This is a genomic window from Mycobacterium montefiorense (genome assembly GCF_003112775.1).
Classification (GTDB): Bacteria; Actinomycetota; Actinomycetes; order Mycobacteriales; family Mycobacteriaceae; genus Mycobacterium; species Mycobacterium montefiorense.
Genome location: NZ_BFCH01000036.1, coordinates 248,251 through 263,559 on the forward strand (window position 1 = coordinate 248,251; position 15,309 = coordinate 263,559).

The 15,309-nt window shown below is 68.3% G+C and carries 14 protein-coding genes and 1 pseudogene; 3 read left to right on the forward strand and 12 right to left on the reverse strand.

Annotated elements, in window-relative coordinates; genetic code table 11:
• Position 1 precedes the first annotated feature (1 nt).
• Positions 2-1,597, reverse strand: coding sequence for a DUF7937 domain-containing protein (locus tag DB708_RS24980; RefSeq protein WP_235616952.1), 1,596 nt, complete (start codon positions 1,595-1,597; stop codon positions 2-4).
• 307 nt (positions 1,598-1,904) lie between these two features.
• Between DB708_RS24980 and DB708_RS24985 the strand changes: the two genes are divergently transcribed.
• From DB708_RS24985 to DB708_RS24995, 3 genes are read left to right on the forward strand one after another with little or no spacing between them, the layout of a single operon-like run.
• On the forward strand, positions 1,905-3,743 hold the full coding sequence (locus DB708_RS24985; protein WP_235616934.1) for a hypothetical protein: 1,839 nt from the start codon (positions 1,905-1,907) through the stop codon (positions 3,741-3,743).
• Positions 3,744-3,755: 12 nt separating this feature from the next.
• On the forward strand, positions 3,756-4,415 hold the full coding sequence (locus DB708_RS24990) for a glycosyltransferase family 2 protein (RefSeq protein WP_201263615.1): 660 nt from the start codon (positions 3,756-3,758) through the stop codon (positions 4,413-4,415).
• Positions 4,412-5,074 (forward strand): TIGR04282 family arsenosugar biosynthesis glycosyltransferase, encoded by a 663-nt coding sequence (locus tag DB708_RS24995; protein ID WP_108926141.1) that lies wholly within the window; start codon positions 4,412-4,414, stop codon positions 5,072-5,074. The genes DB708_RS24990 and DB708_RS24995 overlap by 4 nt, the downstream gene beginning before the upstream one ends.
• 77 nt (positions 5,075-5,151) lie before the next feature.
• On the opposite strand, the gene DB708_RS25000 is transcribed toward DB708_RS24995, so the two are convergent.
• From DB708_RS25000 to fadD8, 11 genes and pseudogenes are all read right to left on the reverse strand, one after another.
• Complete coding sequence (locus tag DB708_RS25000; RefSeq protein WP_108926142.1) at positions 5,152-6,390, reverse strand: APC family permease; 1,239 nt, start codon at positions 6,388-6,390, stop codon at positions 5,152-5,154.
• A gap of 6 nt (positions 6,391-6,396) precedes the next feature.
• Positions 6,397-7,749 carry a hypothetical protein gene (locus DB708_RS25005; protein ID WP_108926143.1) on the reverse strand — a complete coding sequence of 451 codons (1,353 nt, stop codon included), beginning with the start codon at positions 7,747-7,749 and terminating at the stop codon, positions 6,397-6,399.
• 11 nt (positions 7,750-7,760) lie between these two features.
• A complete protein-coding gene (gene menE / locus DB708_RS25010) occupies positions 7,761-8,837 on the reverse strand; it encodes an o-succinylbenzoate--CoA ligase (protein ID WP_409347635.1) in 1,077 nt (358 codons plus the stop codon).
• A 68-nt stretch (positions 8,838-8,905) separates the two neighbouring features.
• Entirely contained in the window at positions 8,906-9,229 is a 324-nt protein-coding gene (locus DB708_RS25015) for a DUF3349 domain-containing protein (RefSeq protein WP_108926145.1), read from the reverse strand.
• A 51-nt stretch (positions 9,230-9,280) separates the two neighbouring features.
• A pseudogene (locus DB708_RS25020) lies at positions 9,281-9,573 on the reverse strand (hypothetical protein).
• Positions 9,570-10,787, reverse strand: coding sequence for an inorganic phosphate transporter (locus tag DB708_RS25025; RefSeq protein WP_108926146.1), 1,218 nt, complete (start codon positions 10,785-10,787; stop codon positions 9,570-9,572). Before DB708_RS25025 ends, DB708_RS25020 begins: the two are co-directional and overlap by 4 nt.
• 97 nt (positions 10,788-10,884) lie before the next feature.
• On the reverse strand, positions 10,885-11,292 hold the full coding sequence (locus DB708_RS25030) for a VOC family protein (RefSeq protein WP_108926147.1): 408 nt from the start codon (positions 11,290-11,292) through the stop codon (positions 10,885-10,887).
• Between the two features lie 40 nt (positions 11,293-11,332).
• On the reverse strand, positions 11,333-12,229 hold the full coding sequence (locus tag DB708_RS25035; protein WP_108926148.1) for an SDR family oxidoreductase: 897 nt from the start codon (positions 12,227-12,229) through the stop codon (positions 11,333-11,335).
• A 57-nt stretch (positions 12,230-12,286) separates the two neighbouring features.
• Positions 12,287-13,189, reverse strand: a complete 903-nt coding sequence (locus DB708_RS25040; protein WP_108926149.1) for a 1,4-dihydroxy-2-naphthoyl-CoA synthase — start codon at positions 13,187-13,189, stop codon at positions 12,287-12,289.
• A gap of 13 nt (positions 13,190-13,202) precedes the next feature.
• A complete protein-coding gene (locus DB708_RS25045) occupies positions 13,203-13,652 on the reverse strand; it encodes a nitroreductase family deazaflavin-dependent oxidoreductase (protein ID WP_108926150.1) in 450 nt (149 codons plus the stop codon).
• A 27-nt stretch (positions 13,653-13,679) separates the two neighbouring features.
• Positions 13,680-15,281 (reverse strand): fatty-acid--CoA ligase FadD8, encoded by a 1,602-nt coding sequence (gene fadD8, locus DB708_RS25050; RefSeq protein ID WP_108926151.1) that lies wholly within the window; start codon positions 15,279-15,281, stop codon positions 13,680-13,682.
• Between the last annotated feature and the right edge of the window lie 28 nt (positions 15,282-15,309).

Sequence of the window (15,309 nt, forward strand, 5' to 3'; positions counted from 1 at the left end):
GTTACGATGGGTTTTGCGGGGGCCGGTAGATCTGGGGCTTGGCGACGGGTATCTGCCCGGTGGCCGAGTCGTCACCGCGGAAGATCCGCGGTGACCCGGCCAGTAACGGTATTGCGGTAGTAGGCGATTCGCCGGTGTGGATGCGCGTGGTCTCGGCCGCCGAGGGCGGGGCAGCGGCGGTCGGAATTCGTGTCGTCGGTGCGTGCGCGTTCTCCGCGACGGCACGCTTGCGGGCGGCGCGGCGCCGTAGGCGCCGGCGGGTGAAGTGCCCGGTGATGACCGCCGCTACCAGGATGCACAGCGACAGCGCAGCTAGGGCCACGTCGAAGGTGCTGGTGATCTGCTGGGCGAGATCGTTTCCGTAGACCGGATTCGGCGCGCCCGCATTCGGCGCTTCCAGGAATCGCGGCGCCAGCACGACGCCGACGATGACGCGCGAAATGCTTAGCGTGGCAACGAGTCCACACAGTGTCGTGATCAGCCGGGCGGATACTGAACCGTCGCCCAGTTTGATCCGTAGCCAGATCGCCAGTGCCGCGGTGGCCACGTCGAACGCGGCCAGCACCACGCTGTCGTAACGCGAGTACGGGTAGTCCAGGCTCACCGCGACGGCCAGGTCGGTGATCCGCATCGCCACCGATCCCAGGCACCAAACGATGATGAGCAGCAAGCCGGTCCGGGCCGCTGCCCGCCAGGCACCCTCCTCGGACGACAAGGTACGGGCACGGCCGAACAGTGTCCGCGGCACGAAAATCGCGGCGGCCGCTGCCCACGCCAGATAGCCCTCGAAGCCCACGCCCGCCGTCGACGTGTTCTGCGCGATGCCGTGGAACGCGTCGATGTCACGGCCGGCGGGCAGGAACCAGACGACGACCCCGGCGACCAGCGTCGAGGCCCCCAGCGCGATGGTCGCCAGACGCGTTGCCCGGGTACCGCGAAGCAGCCACCGCGAGGCGACGAGTACCGCGATAAACGCCACCAAGCCGTACACGGCCGCAGTCGTGATGACCGCGATGTTCTGCTTACCGAAGCCCGCCGAGTCGCCCAGCGCGTACTTCACTCGCCAGTACAGGGTGAAGCCAAAGCTCAGCGCCGCGGCCAACATCGAGACGTAGCCGATGATCTGAGCGGACCGCTGCCGCCCATCGGACGTGTCGTCGTCCGCGGCGGTGGTGTTGCTGGTCGACTGGGTGCTCAGTAGCGCACCGGCGACTCCTAGCCAGGCCCCCGGTCCGACGCCGCCCGGCACGGTCACGGTCCCACCGAAGCGGACGGTCTCAAACACGTCGAACCCGACGAAGGCGAGCACCAGCAGCAAATAGGGAGCGTTGAGCGCCAGCCGAACCCCGCGAGTCGTGCGCCCGGAGCCGGGCAAAGCAATCGCGATCAGGGACAGCAGCGTCACCGCGATCAGCACGGCGAACACGGTCGTGTTGCTGTCGGGGATCGCGATACCGAAGTACAGATTCCACGGCAGCAGCGGCGCGAGGAGCAGTAACACGGCGGCAGTCAGATCGGCGACGATGTTGCGCTGGCGGGCTGGGGCCCCGGCCGGCGGCGGGCCCGCAGCGGTCTGCTGCGCTGGCCCACCCGTGATGGGGCCGGTGGGCGCCTCTTCGCTGCTCTGACTCACGGTTCCCCCCGGGTATCGAGGACGGCTACTGACGGCCCAAATTCGCTTTGGCGGCCGGGGAACCCCCTGCCGAGGCGACTTCGTTGCTTACTTGGAAACATAATCTCCGTTCGGACGACGCGGGAGTGCGTCCCCCTGGTCTGGGAACGCGGTTACGCTGCGCCTGTAGGCGAACGGGGTCGCCTGGATGATTGTTACTGCCGACGGTACCGAAGTTTAATGATGCCGGGACATGCTGGTTGCGGGGTGGGCCAGCCGAAGGAGAGCAGGGATGGACGTCGTTTTGGGGGTCGCTGTCACAGGCCCCGTCGCCCGCTTGGCGCTTGTCGGAGCGGGTGCGGATGGTAGTGACGTGATCGACCAATCCGTCGTCGACCTGGCTAACAACCCGGTTCAGCAGCTGACCGAAACCGTGGTCGGCACCAACCGGCTGCTGGCGAACGAGAACCACCGGCTGGTCGGGACCCGGCTGTGCTGGACGGACCACCCCAGCGCCGACCAGCTGCGGCAGGCCCTAGAGGATTCCGGTGTCCACAACGTCGCGGTGCTGTCGCAGTCGCAGGCGGTGACCGCTCTGATGCGTGCGGCGGGCCGGTCCGGCGGTGTGCTGGTGCTCGACGAGAACACGGCGACGTTGTCGGTGGTGGGCTCGGCCGAAGGCGACCCGGACGCGCCGCCCACCATGTTGGCCAGCGAGCTGCTGGGCGGCGACGCCACCGGCACGTTGGACACGATGATGGCCCGGCTCGGCGAGTACCCGGACGCCACCAGTGACGTGTACCTGGTGGGCGACTCGTCGGACCTGACCGGGGTCGCCGACCAGCTTCGCGACGCCACGATGCGGGTGCAGATTCCCGAAGACCCCACCTTCGCGCTGGCCCGCGGCGCCGCGATCGCGGCCGCACCACCGACCGGCGATTCCACCGCGATGGCCCCGGCGGTCGGGCTGACCGGCGACGCGACCGCGATGGCTCCCGCGGCCGGGCTGACCGGCGACGAAACCGCGATGGTCCCGGCCGGGTTTGGCGATCCCCTGCCAGCCGATGAGCAGCTGGCGTACTCGATGACCGAAGACGACGCCGACCTGCTTGAAGGCGAGTTTGACGAATTCGACGACTACTACGACGACGATCCGGACGCCGAGACCGGCCCGTTGAAACTGAGCCGACGGTCGTTGCTGGTCGGCAATGCCGTGATCGCGTTCGCGGTCGTCGGAGTGGCGTCGCTGGCTGTCGCGGTGGTCGTCGCTGTCCGGCCGACCGCGAGCCAGGAGCCGGTGGTCGGACACCAGAACGCTGCCCCCGGCAAGTTCATGCCGCTGTTGCCGACGCAGCAGCAGGCGCCGGTGCCCCCGCCGCCGCCCGAAGCGCCCAACGCGGGATACCAGGGCGGGATCATTCCGGCTCCGGCGGTGCAACAGGCGCCGGTGCCTGGCGTCGGCCCGGCACCCGTCGGTCCCGCTCCGGTCGTTCCCGGTCTGGTGCCCAATCCCAATGGGCCGATCCCGATTCCGGTGCCGATCATCATCCCGTACCCGGGCTGGCGGCCACAGCCATGGGTGCCGCCGTACTACCCGCCGTACACGCCGCCGACCGCAACGACGCCGACCACGCCGACGACCGTGACTACGCCGACGACTCCGACCACGACGCTGACGACGCCGACTACCGTGACTACGCCGACGACCCCGACCACGACGCCGACGACGCCGACGACGCCGACGACGCCGACGACGACTCCGTACACACCGCCGACGACATCCACTCCGATTACGCCGACGACGACCGTCGCGCCGACGACAACCCAATACACGCCGCTTACACCGACGACCACCGTCGCTCCCACCACGGTCGCTCCCACGACAGTTGCGCCGACGACGGTCGCGCCGACCCAGCAAACCCAGCAGACCGTGCAGCCGACCCAGCAGACCGTGCAGCCGACGCAACAGACTCAGCAACCGACGCTGCAGACCCAACAGCAGACCCAACAGCAGACGGTGGCCCCGAAGCCGCCCACGCAGCAGCAGACCGCCGCGCCGAAGCCACCGCAGACGGTGGCTCCGAAGCCCCCGTCCAGCGGAGGCGGCAGTCACTCGTCGTCCGGGTTCTGATCCCGAGTTGGCATGACGTCCGGCGATCTGGTCACGGTGGTGCTGCCGTGTCTGAACGAGGAGGAGTCGCTGCCGGCGGTGCTGGCAGCCATTCCCGCCGGCTTCCGGGCGCTGGTGGTGGACAACAACAGCACGGATGACACCGCCGGAGTGGCCGCTCGGCACGGTGCCCAGCTGGTCGCCGAACCCCGGCCCGGATACGGGTCGGCGGTGCACGCCGGCGTGGTCGCCGCGACCACGCCGATCGTGGCCGTGATCGACGCCGACGGGTCGATGGATGCCGGCGAATTGCCGCGGCTGGTCGCCGCGCTCGAACAGGGTGCGGACCTGGCCATCGGCCGGCGCCGGCCGGTCGCTGGGCTGCACTGGCCGTGGGTCGCGCGGGTCGGCACCGTCGTGATGAGTTGGCGGCTGCGCACCCGTCACGGGCTGCTGGTGCACGACATCGCGCCGATGCGGGTCGCCCGCCGGGAGGCGCTGCTGGGTCTGGGCGTCGTCGATCGAAGGTCGGGGTACCCGCTGGAACTGCTGGTGCGCGCCGCGGCCGCCGGCTGGCGCGTGGTCGAACTCGATGTCAGCTACGGCCCCCGCACCGGCGGTAAGTCGAAAGTCAGCGGGTCGCTGCGGGGCAGCATCACCGCGATCCTGGACTTCTGGAAAGTCATTTCGTGACCGACCTGCCGGTGACCCTGCTGGTGGTCGCCAAGGCGCCGGAGCCCGGCTTGGCCAAGACACGGCTCGCCGCGACGGTCGGTGACCGGGTCGCGGCCGATATCGCCGCGGCGGCGTTGCTGGACACGCTTGATGCGGTGGCGGCCGCACCGGTGGCTTCGCGTGTCGTGGCGCTCACCGGCGACCTGGCCGCGGCCGCCGCCGCGACCCAGATCCGGCAGCGGCTTGAGTCGTTCACGGTGATCGAACAACGCGGTGGCGATTTCGCCGACCGGCTCGCCAACGCCCACGCCGATGCCGCAGACGGCTTTCCGGTGCTGCAAATCGGAATGGACACCCCGCAACTGACCGCCGAACTGTTGGCGGACTGCGCGCGCCGGCTGCTGCAGGCGCCGGCCGTGCTCGGGCTGGCCGACGACGGCGGTTGGTGGGTGCTCGGCGTGCAGGACCCGGAGATGGCCGAATGTCTGCGTACGGTGCCGATGTCTCGATCAGACACCGGAGAACTTACCTTAAAAGCGCTGCGCGACAACGGTACTAATGTGGTACCGGTGCAGCGACTGGCCGACGTCGATGTCGCCGACGACGTCGCCGCGGTGCGAGAAGCTTGCGGGCCCGGCAGCCGTTTCGCTCGAGCCACCCGTGCGGCCGGACTGTAGCTGGCAAGCGCGCAACCGCGGCGTTGGCTGTGCACTCAGGGCGGAAAAATCGCCGGATTCACACCATAGCTGCACGCTCAAAGCCGCCGACGCACAGTCGTTGCGCGCCCGGCGATTCCGACGGCGAATACCGCCAGGCCCGCGATCGCCGATTCCCACGGCAGGGTGGCGACCAGTACCAGGCATCCGACCAAGCCGCAGACGCTTATGACGCGGCGCCGACGCATTGTGTACGCGGCGGCGTTGGCGATCGCGTAGTAGACCAACACCCCGAACGACGAAAAGCCGATCACTGCGCGCAGATCGACGGCGCTCACCAGGCCGCAGACCACCACGCCGATCGCGATCTTGGCGTGGTGCGGTACCCGGTGGCGCGGATGAACGGCCGCCAGCCAGCCCGGCAGATCCCGATACCGGGCCATCGCCAGCACGGTGCGACTGAGTCCGGCGATCAGTGCCAGCAGTGCGCCCAGGCTGGCCAGCACCGCCCCGACCGAAATCACCGATTCCAGCGCGGGGGGTGCGCCGCCGGCCCGGACCGCTGCCACCAGTGGCGCCGCGGCATTCGCGAGCCGGTCGGGCCCCGCGGCCAGCAGTGCCGCCACCCCGACAACCAGATAGATCGCCACCGCGATCGCCAAGGCGACGGTGATCGCCCGGGGGATGGTGCGCGCCGGGTCGCGGACCTCCTCGCCCATCGTCGCGATCCGGGCATAACCGGCGAACGCGAAGAACAGCAGCCCCGCCGACTGCAACACCACGTAGATCGTGCCGGTGAAGCCACTAATGTGGGATGTCTTCGGTGCGCTGGCCGAGATGCCGACGACCACAGCGGCCAATGCAATCAGGCTGCACGCCAACAGAATTCGGGCCAGAACCGCGGTCTTGGTAACGCCGCGGTAGTTCAGAATTGTCAGCAGTACCACGGCGGCGACCCCGACGGTGCGCTGCACCCACACGGCTGCTCCGGGCGCCGCGTAACCGGCCACGGTCAGTGCCATCGCCGCGCAAGAGGCGGTCTTGCCGATCACGAATCCCCACCCGGCGATGAAGCCCCACCACGGGCCCAGGCGCTCGCGCCCGTAGATATACGTTCCGCCCGACGTCGGATACACCGCTGCCAGTTGCGCGGACGATGAGGCGTTGCAGTAGGCGATCGCGGCGGCCAATGCCAGCCCGATCAGCAGGCCGGTACCGGCGGCGCGGGCGGCCGGGCCGAACGCGGCGAACACTCCGGCACCGATCATCGAACCCAGCCCGATGACGACGGCGTCGGTCGTATTGAGCCGACGCGCCAGCGCGGGCTGATCCGCCATGTCCGCCTACCAGTTCGTGACCAGGACGGTGTTCACCACCAGCGCGCCGGCGGCGTTGACCGCCAGCCACATCCGGTGTGACCGCACCGGCAGCAGCGCGGGTGCGGCGGTGAGCCAGATGGTGAAGGGCAGCCAGATCCGTTCCACCTCAGCCTTACTCAGCATGCTCAGGTCGGCGCAGACGATCGCGGCCAGCATGGCCAGCAACACCAGGTGAAAGCCGCAGCGGCGGCGGATGGCGGCAACGTCGAACACCCGAGTGATGCCCGCGACGCCGCCCAGGCCGATCGCGCACACCACGCACGCTAGATTGGCCCACCACCAGTACTTCAACGGCCGGTCGTGGGCAATTCCTTGCCAATATCGTTGCTGCACAAGGTTGTAGCCGTCGAACCAGTAGAACCCGGCGACGGCGAAGGTCACCGCCACCGCCAGCGCGGCCAAAGTGGCGGGGCCCAGGGCCCGCAGCGCCGCTCGGAAGTTGCTGGCCGACGCCAGCACCGCCGCGGCGGGCAAGCCCATCAACATCAGGCCGTAACTCAGGAAGACGCCCCAGCCGAGCAGCAGGCCCGCGGCGGCCGCGACCAGCGCGGGGTACCGAACTTGGCGGTGCACGGCCACCGCCAACAATGCGATGCCCCAAGCGGTGACACCGGCGAAGTAGCCGTCGGCCGAGACCGCCACCCAGATCGCCGTTGGGGCTATCGCGACGAATGGGGCGGCGCGGCGCGCGGTCTGCTCGCCGGCCAATGCGCGGAGCGCGATCACCACGGCCGCCGTCGCGCTGGAGCCCACCAGCAGGCACAGCAGGCCCGCCCAGGCGCCGCCGTGCAGGCCGATCCGGTCCAACCAGACGAACGTCAACAGCGCGCCGGGTGGATGCCCGGAAACATGGGTGATCCACGAGTTGGGCTGGTAGTCGAGAATCCGGCTGGAAAACGTGCGTACCGCCGCGGGGATGTCGGTGATACCGGATACCTCGGACACGTACTCGTCCCTGGTCGTCAGCCGGCCCGCGAAGCCGCGCTGCCAGCCGTCGATCATCGCCAGGGCGAACGCCCATCCGCAGGCCAGCGCCCAACTGCCCAACGTCAACGTCCGCCACGAAAGTCGTTGCGCTACACCGGGCCCCCACAGCACGGCGGCGATGGCGAGCAGAATCGCCGGCGCGGTTCCCCAGCTGGCGTGGATCTCCCAGGCGCCGAACAGTGGGGCCGATTGGTCGTGCGTGGCGAAGCGCTCCGGGCCGATGTCGAGGCGCGGCCTGACCCCCCAGGGCAGCGACGGCAGCACAACCGCGGCCGCCACCAGGGCGGCACCGATCACGGCGGCCAGCATTTCCCGGCGAGCAACCCTCACGATCGATCAGCCTATTGATCGGCGGCGAACCGGCGCATCAACGCAGCTCGGTCCAGCTTGCCGATGCCGCGGCGCGGTAATGCGTCGATGATGCGCAAGTCGCGCGGTGCGGCGGTGCTGTCCAGGGTGCGCGCCACGTGTGCCCGCAGCGCGTCCAGCGTCGGCGGCGCAAAACCGTCCCGCACCACGATCGCGGCGACCACCCGCTGTCCCAGCCGATCGTCGGCGAGACCGAACACCGCACAGTCGCCGACGGCGGGGTGGGTGCCCAGCGCCGCCTCGACCGGTTGCGGCAGCACCGTGAGGCCGCCGGTGCTGATCGCGTCGTCGGCGCGGCCCAACACGGTCAGCACACCGGACTCGTCGACGGCGCCGAGGTCGTCGGTGCGGAACCAGCCGGCCTGCCCGAACGGGTCGGGATCAATCGGGTTGCGATAGCCCTTGGCCACTGTCGCGCCGCCGATCACGATGCGGCCGTCGGCTTGCACGCGCACCTGCACACCGTCCAGCGCGACACCGTCGTAGACGCAGCCCCCGGCCGTCTCGCTCATGCCGTAGCTGCGGACCACCGCAATTCCCGCAGCCGCCGCGGCGTCGAGCACCGGCCGGGGAGCCGGTCCGCCGCCGAGCAGTACGGCGTCCAATTCGGCCAGCGCCGCCGCGGCCGCCGGATCGTCGAGCGCCTTGGCCAGTTGGGCGGCAACCAGCGACGTGTATCGGCGGCCCGGCCCCAGTTTGCTTACCGCGCACGCTAATTCGCCGGGATCGAAGCCGGAGGAAACGTCCAGCTCGACGGGCGTCGAACCGCCGAGCATGCTGCGCACCAGCACCTGGATTCCGGCGATGTGATGCGGCGGCAATGCCAACAGCCAGCTGCCCGGTCCGCCTAGACGGTCATGGGTGGCGGCCGCGCTGGCGGTCAGAGCCGCGGCAGTGAGCAAGGCACCCTTGGGTGTGCCCGTGGTTCCCGAAGTCGTTGCCACCAAGGCGATGTCGTCGTCGACAGCTTCGCCTACCCGCAAGGCCAGGGGCTCGACGTCGGAATCCGGTGACACCGCAACGAAACCCGAGTCACGACCGGCCAACACCCGCTCCAACGCGGGCAACAGCACTGCGGCAGCGGAGCCGGGTGAAACACGCAGCGCACGCAGGACAGCTATGCGTGCGCTCCGCCATTGAGTTCGTCGTGCTCCTCGTCGCGCGGGTCGTCCAGTGGCCAGCCCTTGTCTTCCAACCGGGCCCGCACTCGTTCGATGTCCGCTGGCGAGGGCAGCTCGTCGGTGAGCTTGCTGATCAGCACGCCGATATCGATGTTGTCGAAATCGCCGCGCGCCATCAGCTCATTGGCCACCAGCTTGACCTCGTCGTTCGACAATCGGTTGGCCAGCAGGGCCAGTAAGGCGAAGGTATCCGTCGGTGGGATGCCTTCTGGATATCCTGCCCGCAGCCACGAGACGACTGAGGTAAGGAATCGGTTCATTCGATCAACTCCGCCCGGGGGCTCGGTAGTTCGGTGGACGACGATTCGATGTTACTTAATCTTGGCGCCCAGGAACGGGTAGCCCGTGTGGTGCGCAATGAAATCGCGGGCGATGTAGAGCACCCCGATGACAATGACCGTGACAACCAGCGCGTAGATCACCCAGGCCAACCCGGACAACACCGGGTTGCGCTGCGCCGTGCTGCCGGCGCCTCCGGCACCGAGGGCCTGCAGCCTGATGCCGAGGGCGAACAGCCCCGGCAGCGCCGCTCCAGCCAGCATGCTGAGAAGAGAAGAATCTTCAACGTGGCTTCGTAGTTGAACCAATCGCCGAAGTGACTCATGAAGCGCTCCCCGCACTCACCGTGTCGTCTCCCACCCTAGGGCCCTGATGATTGCTCGGAGGCTTGTCACTGTCCGAGTCCAGTCCGGCGGTCAGGTCGCCTTTCCACTCGTCGTTGACATTGTTTTGGTCGACCTTGTTCTTGCGCGACCGCAGGTAGATGGTGGTCGAGACCGCGACCAGCAGCGCGAAGCCGACGACGGCGCCGGGGTAGCCGCCGATGTAGTGGACGATCCAGTAGGTGACGGCCCCGACCAGGCCGGCCAGCGGAAGCGTCACCAGCCATGCAACAGCCATCCGGCCGGCCACGCCCCAGCGGACCTCACCGCCGGGCTTGCCCAGCCCGCTGCCCATCACCGAGCCGGTGCAGACCTGGGTGGTGGACAGCGCGTAGCCGAAGTGCGCGGACAGCAGAATGACTGCGGCCGAAGATGATTCGGCGGCCATGCCCTGGGGCGACGAGATTTCGACGAGTCCCTTGCCCAGGGTGCGGATGATCCGCCAGCCACCCAGGTAGGTGCCGGTGGCCATCGCCACGGCGCAGGCCACGATGACCCACAGTGGCGGGACCGCGGCGCTTTTGCTGACCGACCCATAGGACATCAGCGCCAGGAAGATGATGCCCATCGTCTTCTGGGCGTCGTTGGTGCCGTGCGCCAGTGAAACCAGCGACGCCGAGCCGATCTGGCCGCGCCGGAACCCAGCCTCGGTGCGCTCCTTCTGCAGGCCCCGGGTGATCCGGAAGACCGCCCAGGTTGCGATCGCGCCGACGAAGAGGGCCACGAACACCGACACGACGGCCGGGATGATCGCCTTGGACATCACGCCCTGCCAGATCACCCCGTGGGCGCCCACGGCGGCAATCGTGGCGCCGACGATGCCGCCGATCAATGCGTGTGAGGAGCTCGAGGGGATGCCGAGCAGCCAGGTCAGCAGATTCCAGACGACGCCGCCGACCAGGCCGGCAAAGACCAACTCCAGTGTGACGACGCTCGAATCGATCAGGCCCTTGGCGATCGTCGCCGCGACTGTGGTGGACAGAAACGCCCCGATTAGGTTGAGCACTGCGGACAGCGCGACGGCCGTCTTGGGCTTCAGCGCGCCGCTGGCGATCGACGTCGCCATCGCGTTTGCGGTGTCATGGAAACCGTTGGTGAAATCGAAAGCCAATGCCGTAACGACGACAATGATCAAGAGGAACAGTTGTATGTCCACAGGCCCTGATTCTGGTGGTAGGAGGATTAAATTGTCGAATGCTGGGACCGGTGAAACTCAGGTTAAGCACGACTCGTCGCCAGATGTTACCTGTCAGTTAACCGGACTTTCCCTGCCGTTCACCTCGGCTGTCGCGGCGCAGCGGGTGCTCCGGCGGCACCTCGACGAAGATCAGCGTAATGCCGTCCGGATCGGTCACCTGCATCTCGAGCAAACCCCACGATTCGCGGCGCGCCTCGCGGGTAATCGGCACCCTGCGGCCCACCAGTTCGGCTTGGGTGGCCTCGATGTCGCGGACCTGTAGCCACAGCGCCCCGGGAAAGGGTACCGGGGTGTGGTCGGGGGAGCCGAAACCGGCCAGCTCCAGCAGCGACTGGCCGGCGAAAAAGACTGTGCCCGCACCGTAGTCGCGCCAGATCGCCAGGCCGATCTCGTCGCGGTAGAACGTCAACGACCGCTGATAGTCCACCGGCCGAAGCAGCATCCGACTGGCCAGGATCTCCATAGCGTCGTGTCTATCACAGCGCCTGTTTTGAAGGCCCTGCTCAGCTATCGCTCGTGCGGTTCGGCTGCAGGTTCTGGCGCGCCATGATGGTGTTCACCCAGCGGGGCCCGACGGTGTCGAGGGCGCGGGCCGCGATCGCCATCCGCGGAGCGATCCGCACCGGCCGGGTGCGGGCGGCGGTGACCATCCACTCGGCGGCTTCCTCGGATGTCAACGCCGGCAGCCCGTCGTAGGCCTTCGTCGGCTCGATCATCGGGGTGGCCACGAGCGGGTAGTACAGGGTCGTCGAGTGCACGCCGCGCTTACCCCACTCGGTTTCGGCGACGCGGCTGACCGCCGACAGCGCCGCCTTGGATGCGTTGTAGGGCGCGAACAACGGCGAGGCCTCCGACAGCACCCCCCAGGTCGAGACGTTGATGATGTGGCCGTCGCCGCGATCGAGCATTCCCGGCGCGAGCCCGCGGATCAGCCGCAACGGCGCGTAGTAGTTGAGCACCATGGTCCGCTCGACGTCGTGCCAGCGCTCCAGCGACTCGGCCAGCGGGCGGCGGATGGACCGGCCCGCGTTGTTGATCAGGATGTCCACCCCGCCGAGACGCTTTTCGACGTCGGCCACCAAAGCGTCCACGGCGTCCATGTCCGAGACGTCACACGGAATCGCCAGCGCCGTACCACCCGCGGAGGTGATCCGGTCCGCGAGCTCGTCGAGGCGGTCCTGGCGGCGGGCGACGACTACCACGGTGGCACCGCGCTCGGCCAACCGTTCGGCGCCGGCTTCGCCGATACCCGACGATGCCCCGGTCAGCAGGATCCGCTTCCCGTCCAGGTCGATCGGCTTGATTGCGGGGCGATTGACCAGCACTTGCGGCGAAATGGGCGGGCGCATGCTGGCCAGCACAATCTGGTCGGCGAACCGGCGAAGCGGACTCTTACTCACAGGCCCGAAGTCTAGGCGGCGCGGTTCACCGGCTGAGCGGTCCGGCGCGCGGGCAGCTCAGAAATAGCGCGGGAACGGGCTCCAGTCCGGGTCGCGTTTCTGCAGGAACGCGTCGCGGCCCTCGACGGCCTCGTCGGTCATGTAGGCCAGCCGGGTGGCCTCTCCCGCGAACAGCTGCTGACCGACCAGACCATCGTCGAGCAGGTTGAACGCGAACTTGAGCATCCGCTGCGCCTGAGGGGATTTGGCGTTGATCTCGGCGGCCCAGCCGATGCCGACCTTTTCCAGCTCGGCGTGCTCGACGACCTCGTTGACCGCGCCCATGTGGTGCATCTGCTCGGCGGTGTAGGGGCGCCCGAGGAAGAAGACCTCGCGGGCGAACTTCTGGCCTACCTGGCGGGCCAGGTAGGCGCTGCCGTAACCGCCGTCGAAGCTGCCGACGTCGGCGTCGGTCTGCTTGAAGCGGGCGTGCTCGCGGCTGGCCAGGGTGAGGTCGCAGACCACGTGCAGGCTGTGCCCGCCGCCGGCTGCCCAACCGTTGACCAGGCAGATGACCACCTTGGGCATGAACCGGATTAGCCGCTGCACCTCGAGGATGTGCAGTCGTCCCGCGCGTGCCACGTCGACGGTGTCGGCGGTCTCGCCGGCGGCGTATTGATAGCCCGAACGCCCGCGGATGCGCTGATCGCCGCCGGAGCAGAACGCCCAGCCACCGTCCTTCGGCGACGGCCCATTGCCGGTCAGCAGCACCACGCCCACGTCGGGAGACATCCGGGCGTGGTCGAGCACCCGGTACAACTCGTCGACGGTGTGCGGCCGAAACGCGTTGCGCACCTCGGGCCGGTCGAACGCCACCCGAACCGTGGCGTCGTCGACGTGGCGGTGATAGGTGATGTCGGTCAGATCGCCGAAGCCGTCAACAGGCCGCCACGCTTCTACATCAAATGGGTTACCGCTCAAGGCTATTCAACTCCTATGCCGGGTCGAGGCGGAATACCGTGCAGCGGCCCGCCAGGCCCTCGAACTCGTCGGGACTGCCCTCGGTGACGAGTCCGGCCCGCTTCATGAAGCCCACACCCGTGGACACCTGTTTGGGAAACACCCGCAGAATCGGTCGCGCCTCGGGGGCGGGCAACTCGACCATCCGCACCTGCTGGGTGTGGCGGCCGCGTGCCACGGTCGCGAGCCCTGCAGCCCGCGCGTTGGCCACCCAGTCGGCGCCCGGAAACCCGGCCACGACGTACTGTTTGCCGTCGACGGTCATCGGTGTCACCGGTGTCGAGCGCTCGCGTCCGGATTTGCGTCCCGACACCGTCAGCACGACGGGGCTCTCGCCGCCGAAACTCATTCCCAGCCGCGACATCTGGATGAAGACTTTGTTCGCCGGTTTCAGCCACCAGGGCGGCGTTATCCGTTCAGCCATGCGACCACACTAATCATCGCCGCCGAATCAGCCGACGGAGCGCGCGGCGCCTTCCCAGAACTGCGCCCGGACGGCCTTCTTGTCCGGTTTGCCCAGCGCGGTCAACGGCAGCGCGTCGACGACGACCACCCGCTTGGGCGATTGCACCGAACCCTTGCGGTCCTTGACCGCGGCCTGAACCTCGGCGGTCATCGCCTCGATCGCGGCGTCGTCGCGGGCGGCGTCGGCGCGCAACACCACCACCGCGGTGACGGCCTCGCCCCACTTCTCGTCGGGCGTGCCGACCACGCATACCTGGGCGATCGACGAGTGCTCGGCGATCACGTCCTCGACCTCGCGCGGAAACACGTTGAAGCCGCCGGTGACGATCATGTCCTTGACCCGGTCGACGATGAAATAGAAGCCGTCTTCGTCCTCGCGGGCCATGTCGCCGGTGTGCAGCCAGCCGTCCTTGAAGGTTTCCGCCGTCGCTTCCGGCAGGTTCCAATAGCCGCCGGCCAGCAGCGGTCCGCTAACGCAGATCTCGCCCGGCTCGCCCTGCGGCACCGGCTTTGCGTCCTCATCCAGCAACGCCACCCGCGCGAACAGCGTCGGGCGCCCGCAGGACGTCAGCCGCTGCTCGTCGTGATCGGCCTTGGCCAGGTAAGTGATGACCATCGGCGCTTCGGATTGCCCGTAGTACTGGGCGAAGATCGGGCCGAACCGCCGGATCGCCTCGGCCAGCCGCACCGGGTTCATCGCCGAGGCGCCGTAGTAGACGGTCTCCAGCGACGACAGGTCGCGGGTGTGCGAATCCGGGTGGTCCATCAGCGCGTAGAGCATCGACGGCACCAGCATTGTGGCCGTAATCTTTTGCTCCTCAATGGTTTTCAGCACCTCGGCCGGGTCGAACTTGGCCAGCACCACCATCTCGCCGCCCTTGACCACCGTGGGCGTGAAGAACGCCGCGCCGGCGTGCGACAGCGGCGTGCACATCAGGAACCGCGGATGCTCCGGCCACTCCCATTCGGAGAGTTGGATTTGGGTCATGGTGGCGATGTTTCCGGTGGTGCCCAGCACGCCCTTGGGCTTGCCGGTGGTGCCGCCGGTGTATGCCATGCCGCCGATATGGTTCGGCGGCAGGTCGGCGACCACCAACGGCTTCGGCTGGTGTTTGGCCGCCTCAGCCGACAGGTCCACCGCCACCCCGGCCAGCGCTTCGGGAACCGGGCCGATGGTGAGGATCTGTCTGAGCGAGACCACCTTCTCCAGCAGCCCCAGCGCACGCTCAACGAACATCGGGTTGGGGTCGATGATCAGCGAGCTGGCGCCGCAGTCGGAGAGCACGTAGGCGTGATCGTCCAGCGAACCCAGCGGATGCAGCGCCGTGCGTCGATAGCCCTGGGTCTGGCTGGCGCCGAGGATCATCAGCACCTCGGGGCGATTCAGCGCCAGCAGTCCCACGGTGACACCGGTTCCGGCGCCCAGCGCCTCGAACGCCTGGGTGTACTGGCTGATCCGCTCCGCCAGCTGGCCACCGGTCAGCGTGGTGTCGCCGAGAAACAGCACCGGCCGGTTCTTGTGGCGCTTGAGCGCCCCAACCAGCAGATGGCCGTTATGGGTCGGGTTGCGCAACAGATCGACACTCATGTGGCAAGACTAGAACGTGTTGCAAGTC

What these genes read in the sequence shown, in the direction of transcription:
- DB708_RS24985 (WP_235616934.1), top strand. Translation starts at nt 1,905, where the DNA reads ATGGACGTCGTTTTGGGGGTCGCTGTCACAGGCCCCGTCGCCCGCTTG.
- DB708_RS24990 (WP_201263615.1), top strand. Translation starts at nt 3,756, where the DNA reads ATGACGTCCGGCGATCTGGTCACGGTGGTGCTGCCGTGTCTGAACGAG.
- DB708_RS25000 (WP_108926142.1), bottom strand. Translation starts at nt 6,390, where the DNA reads ATGGCGGATCAGCCCGCGCTGGCGCGTCGGCTCAATACGACCGACGCC.
- DB708_RS25015 (WP_108926145.1), bottom strand. Translation starts at nt 9,229, where the DNA reads ATGAACCGATTCCTTACCTCAGTCGTCTCGTGGCTGCGGGCAGGATAT.
- DB708_RS25030 (WP_108926147.1), bottom strand. Translation starts at nt 11,292, where the DNA reads ATGGAGATCCTGGCCAGTCGGATGCTGCTTCGGCCGGTGGACTATCAG.
- DB708_RS25045 (WP_108926150.1), bottom strand. Translation starts at nt 13,652, where the DNA reads ATGGCTGAACGGATAACGCCGCCCTGGTGGCTGAAACCGGCGAACAAA.
- fadD8 (WP_108926151.1), bottom strand. Translation starts at nt 15,281, where the DNA reads ATGAGTGTCGATCTGTTGCGCAACCCGACCCATAACGGCCATCTGCTG.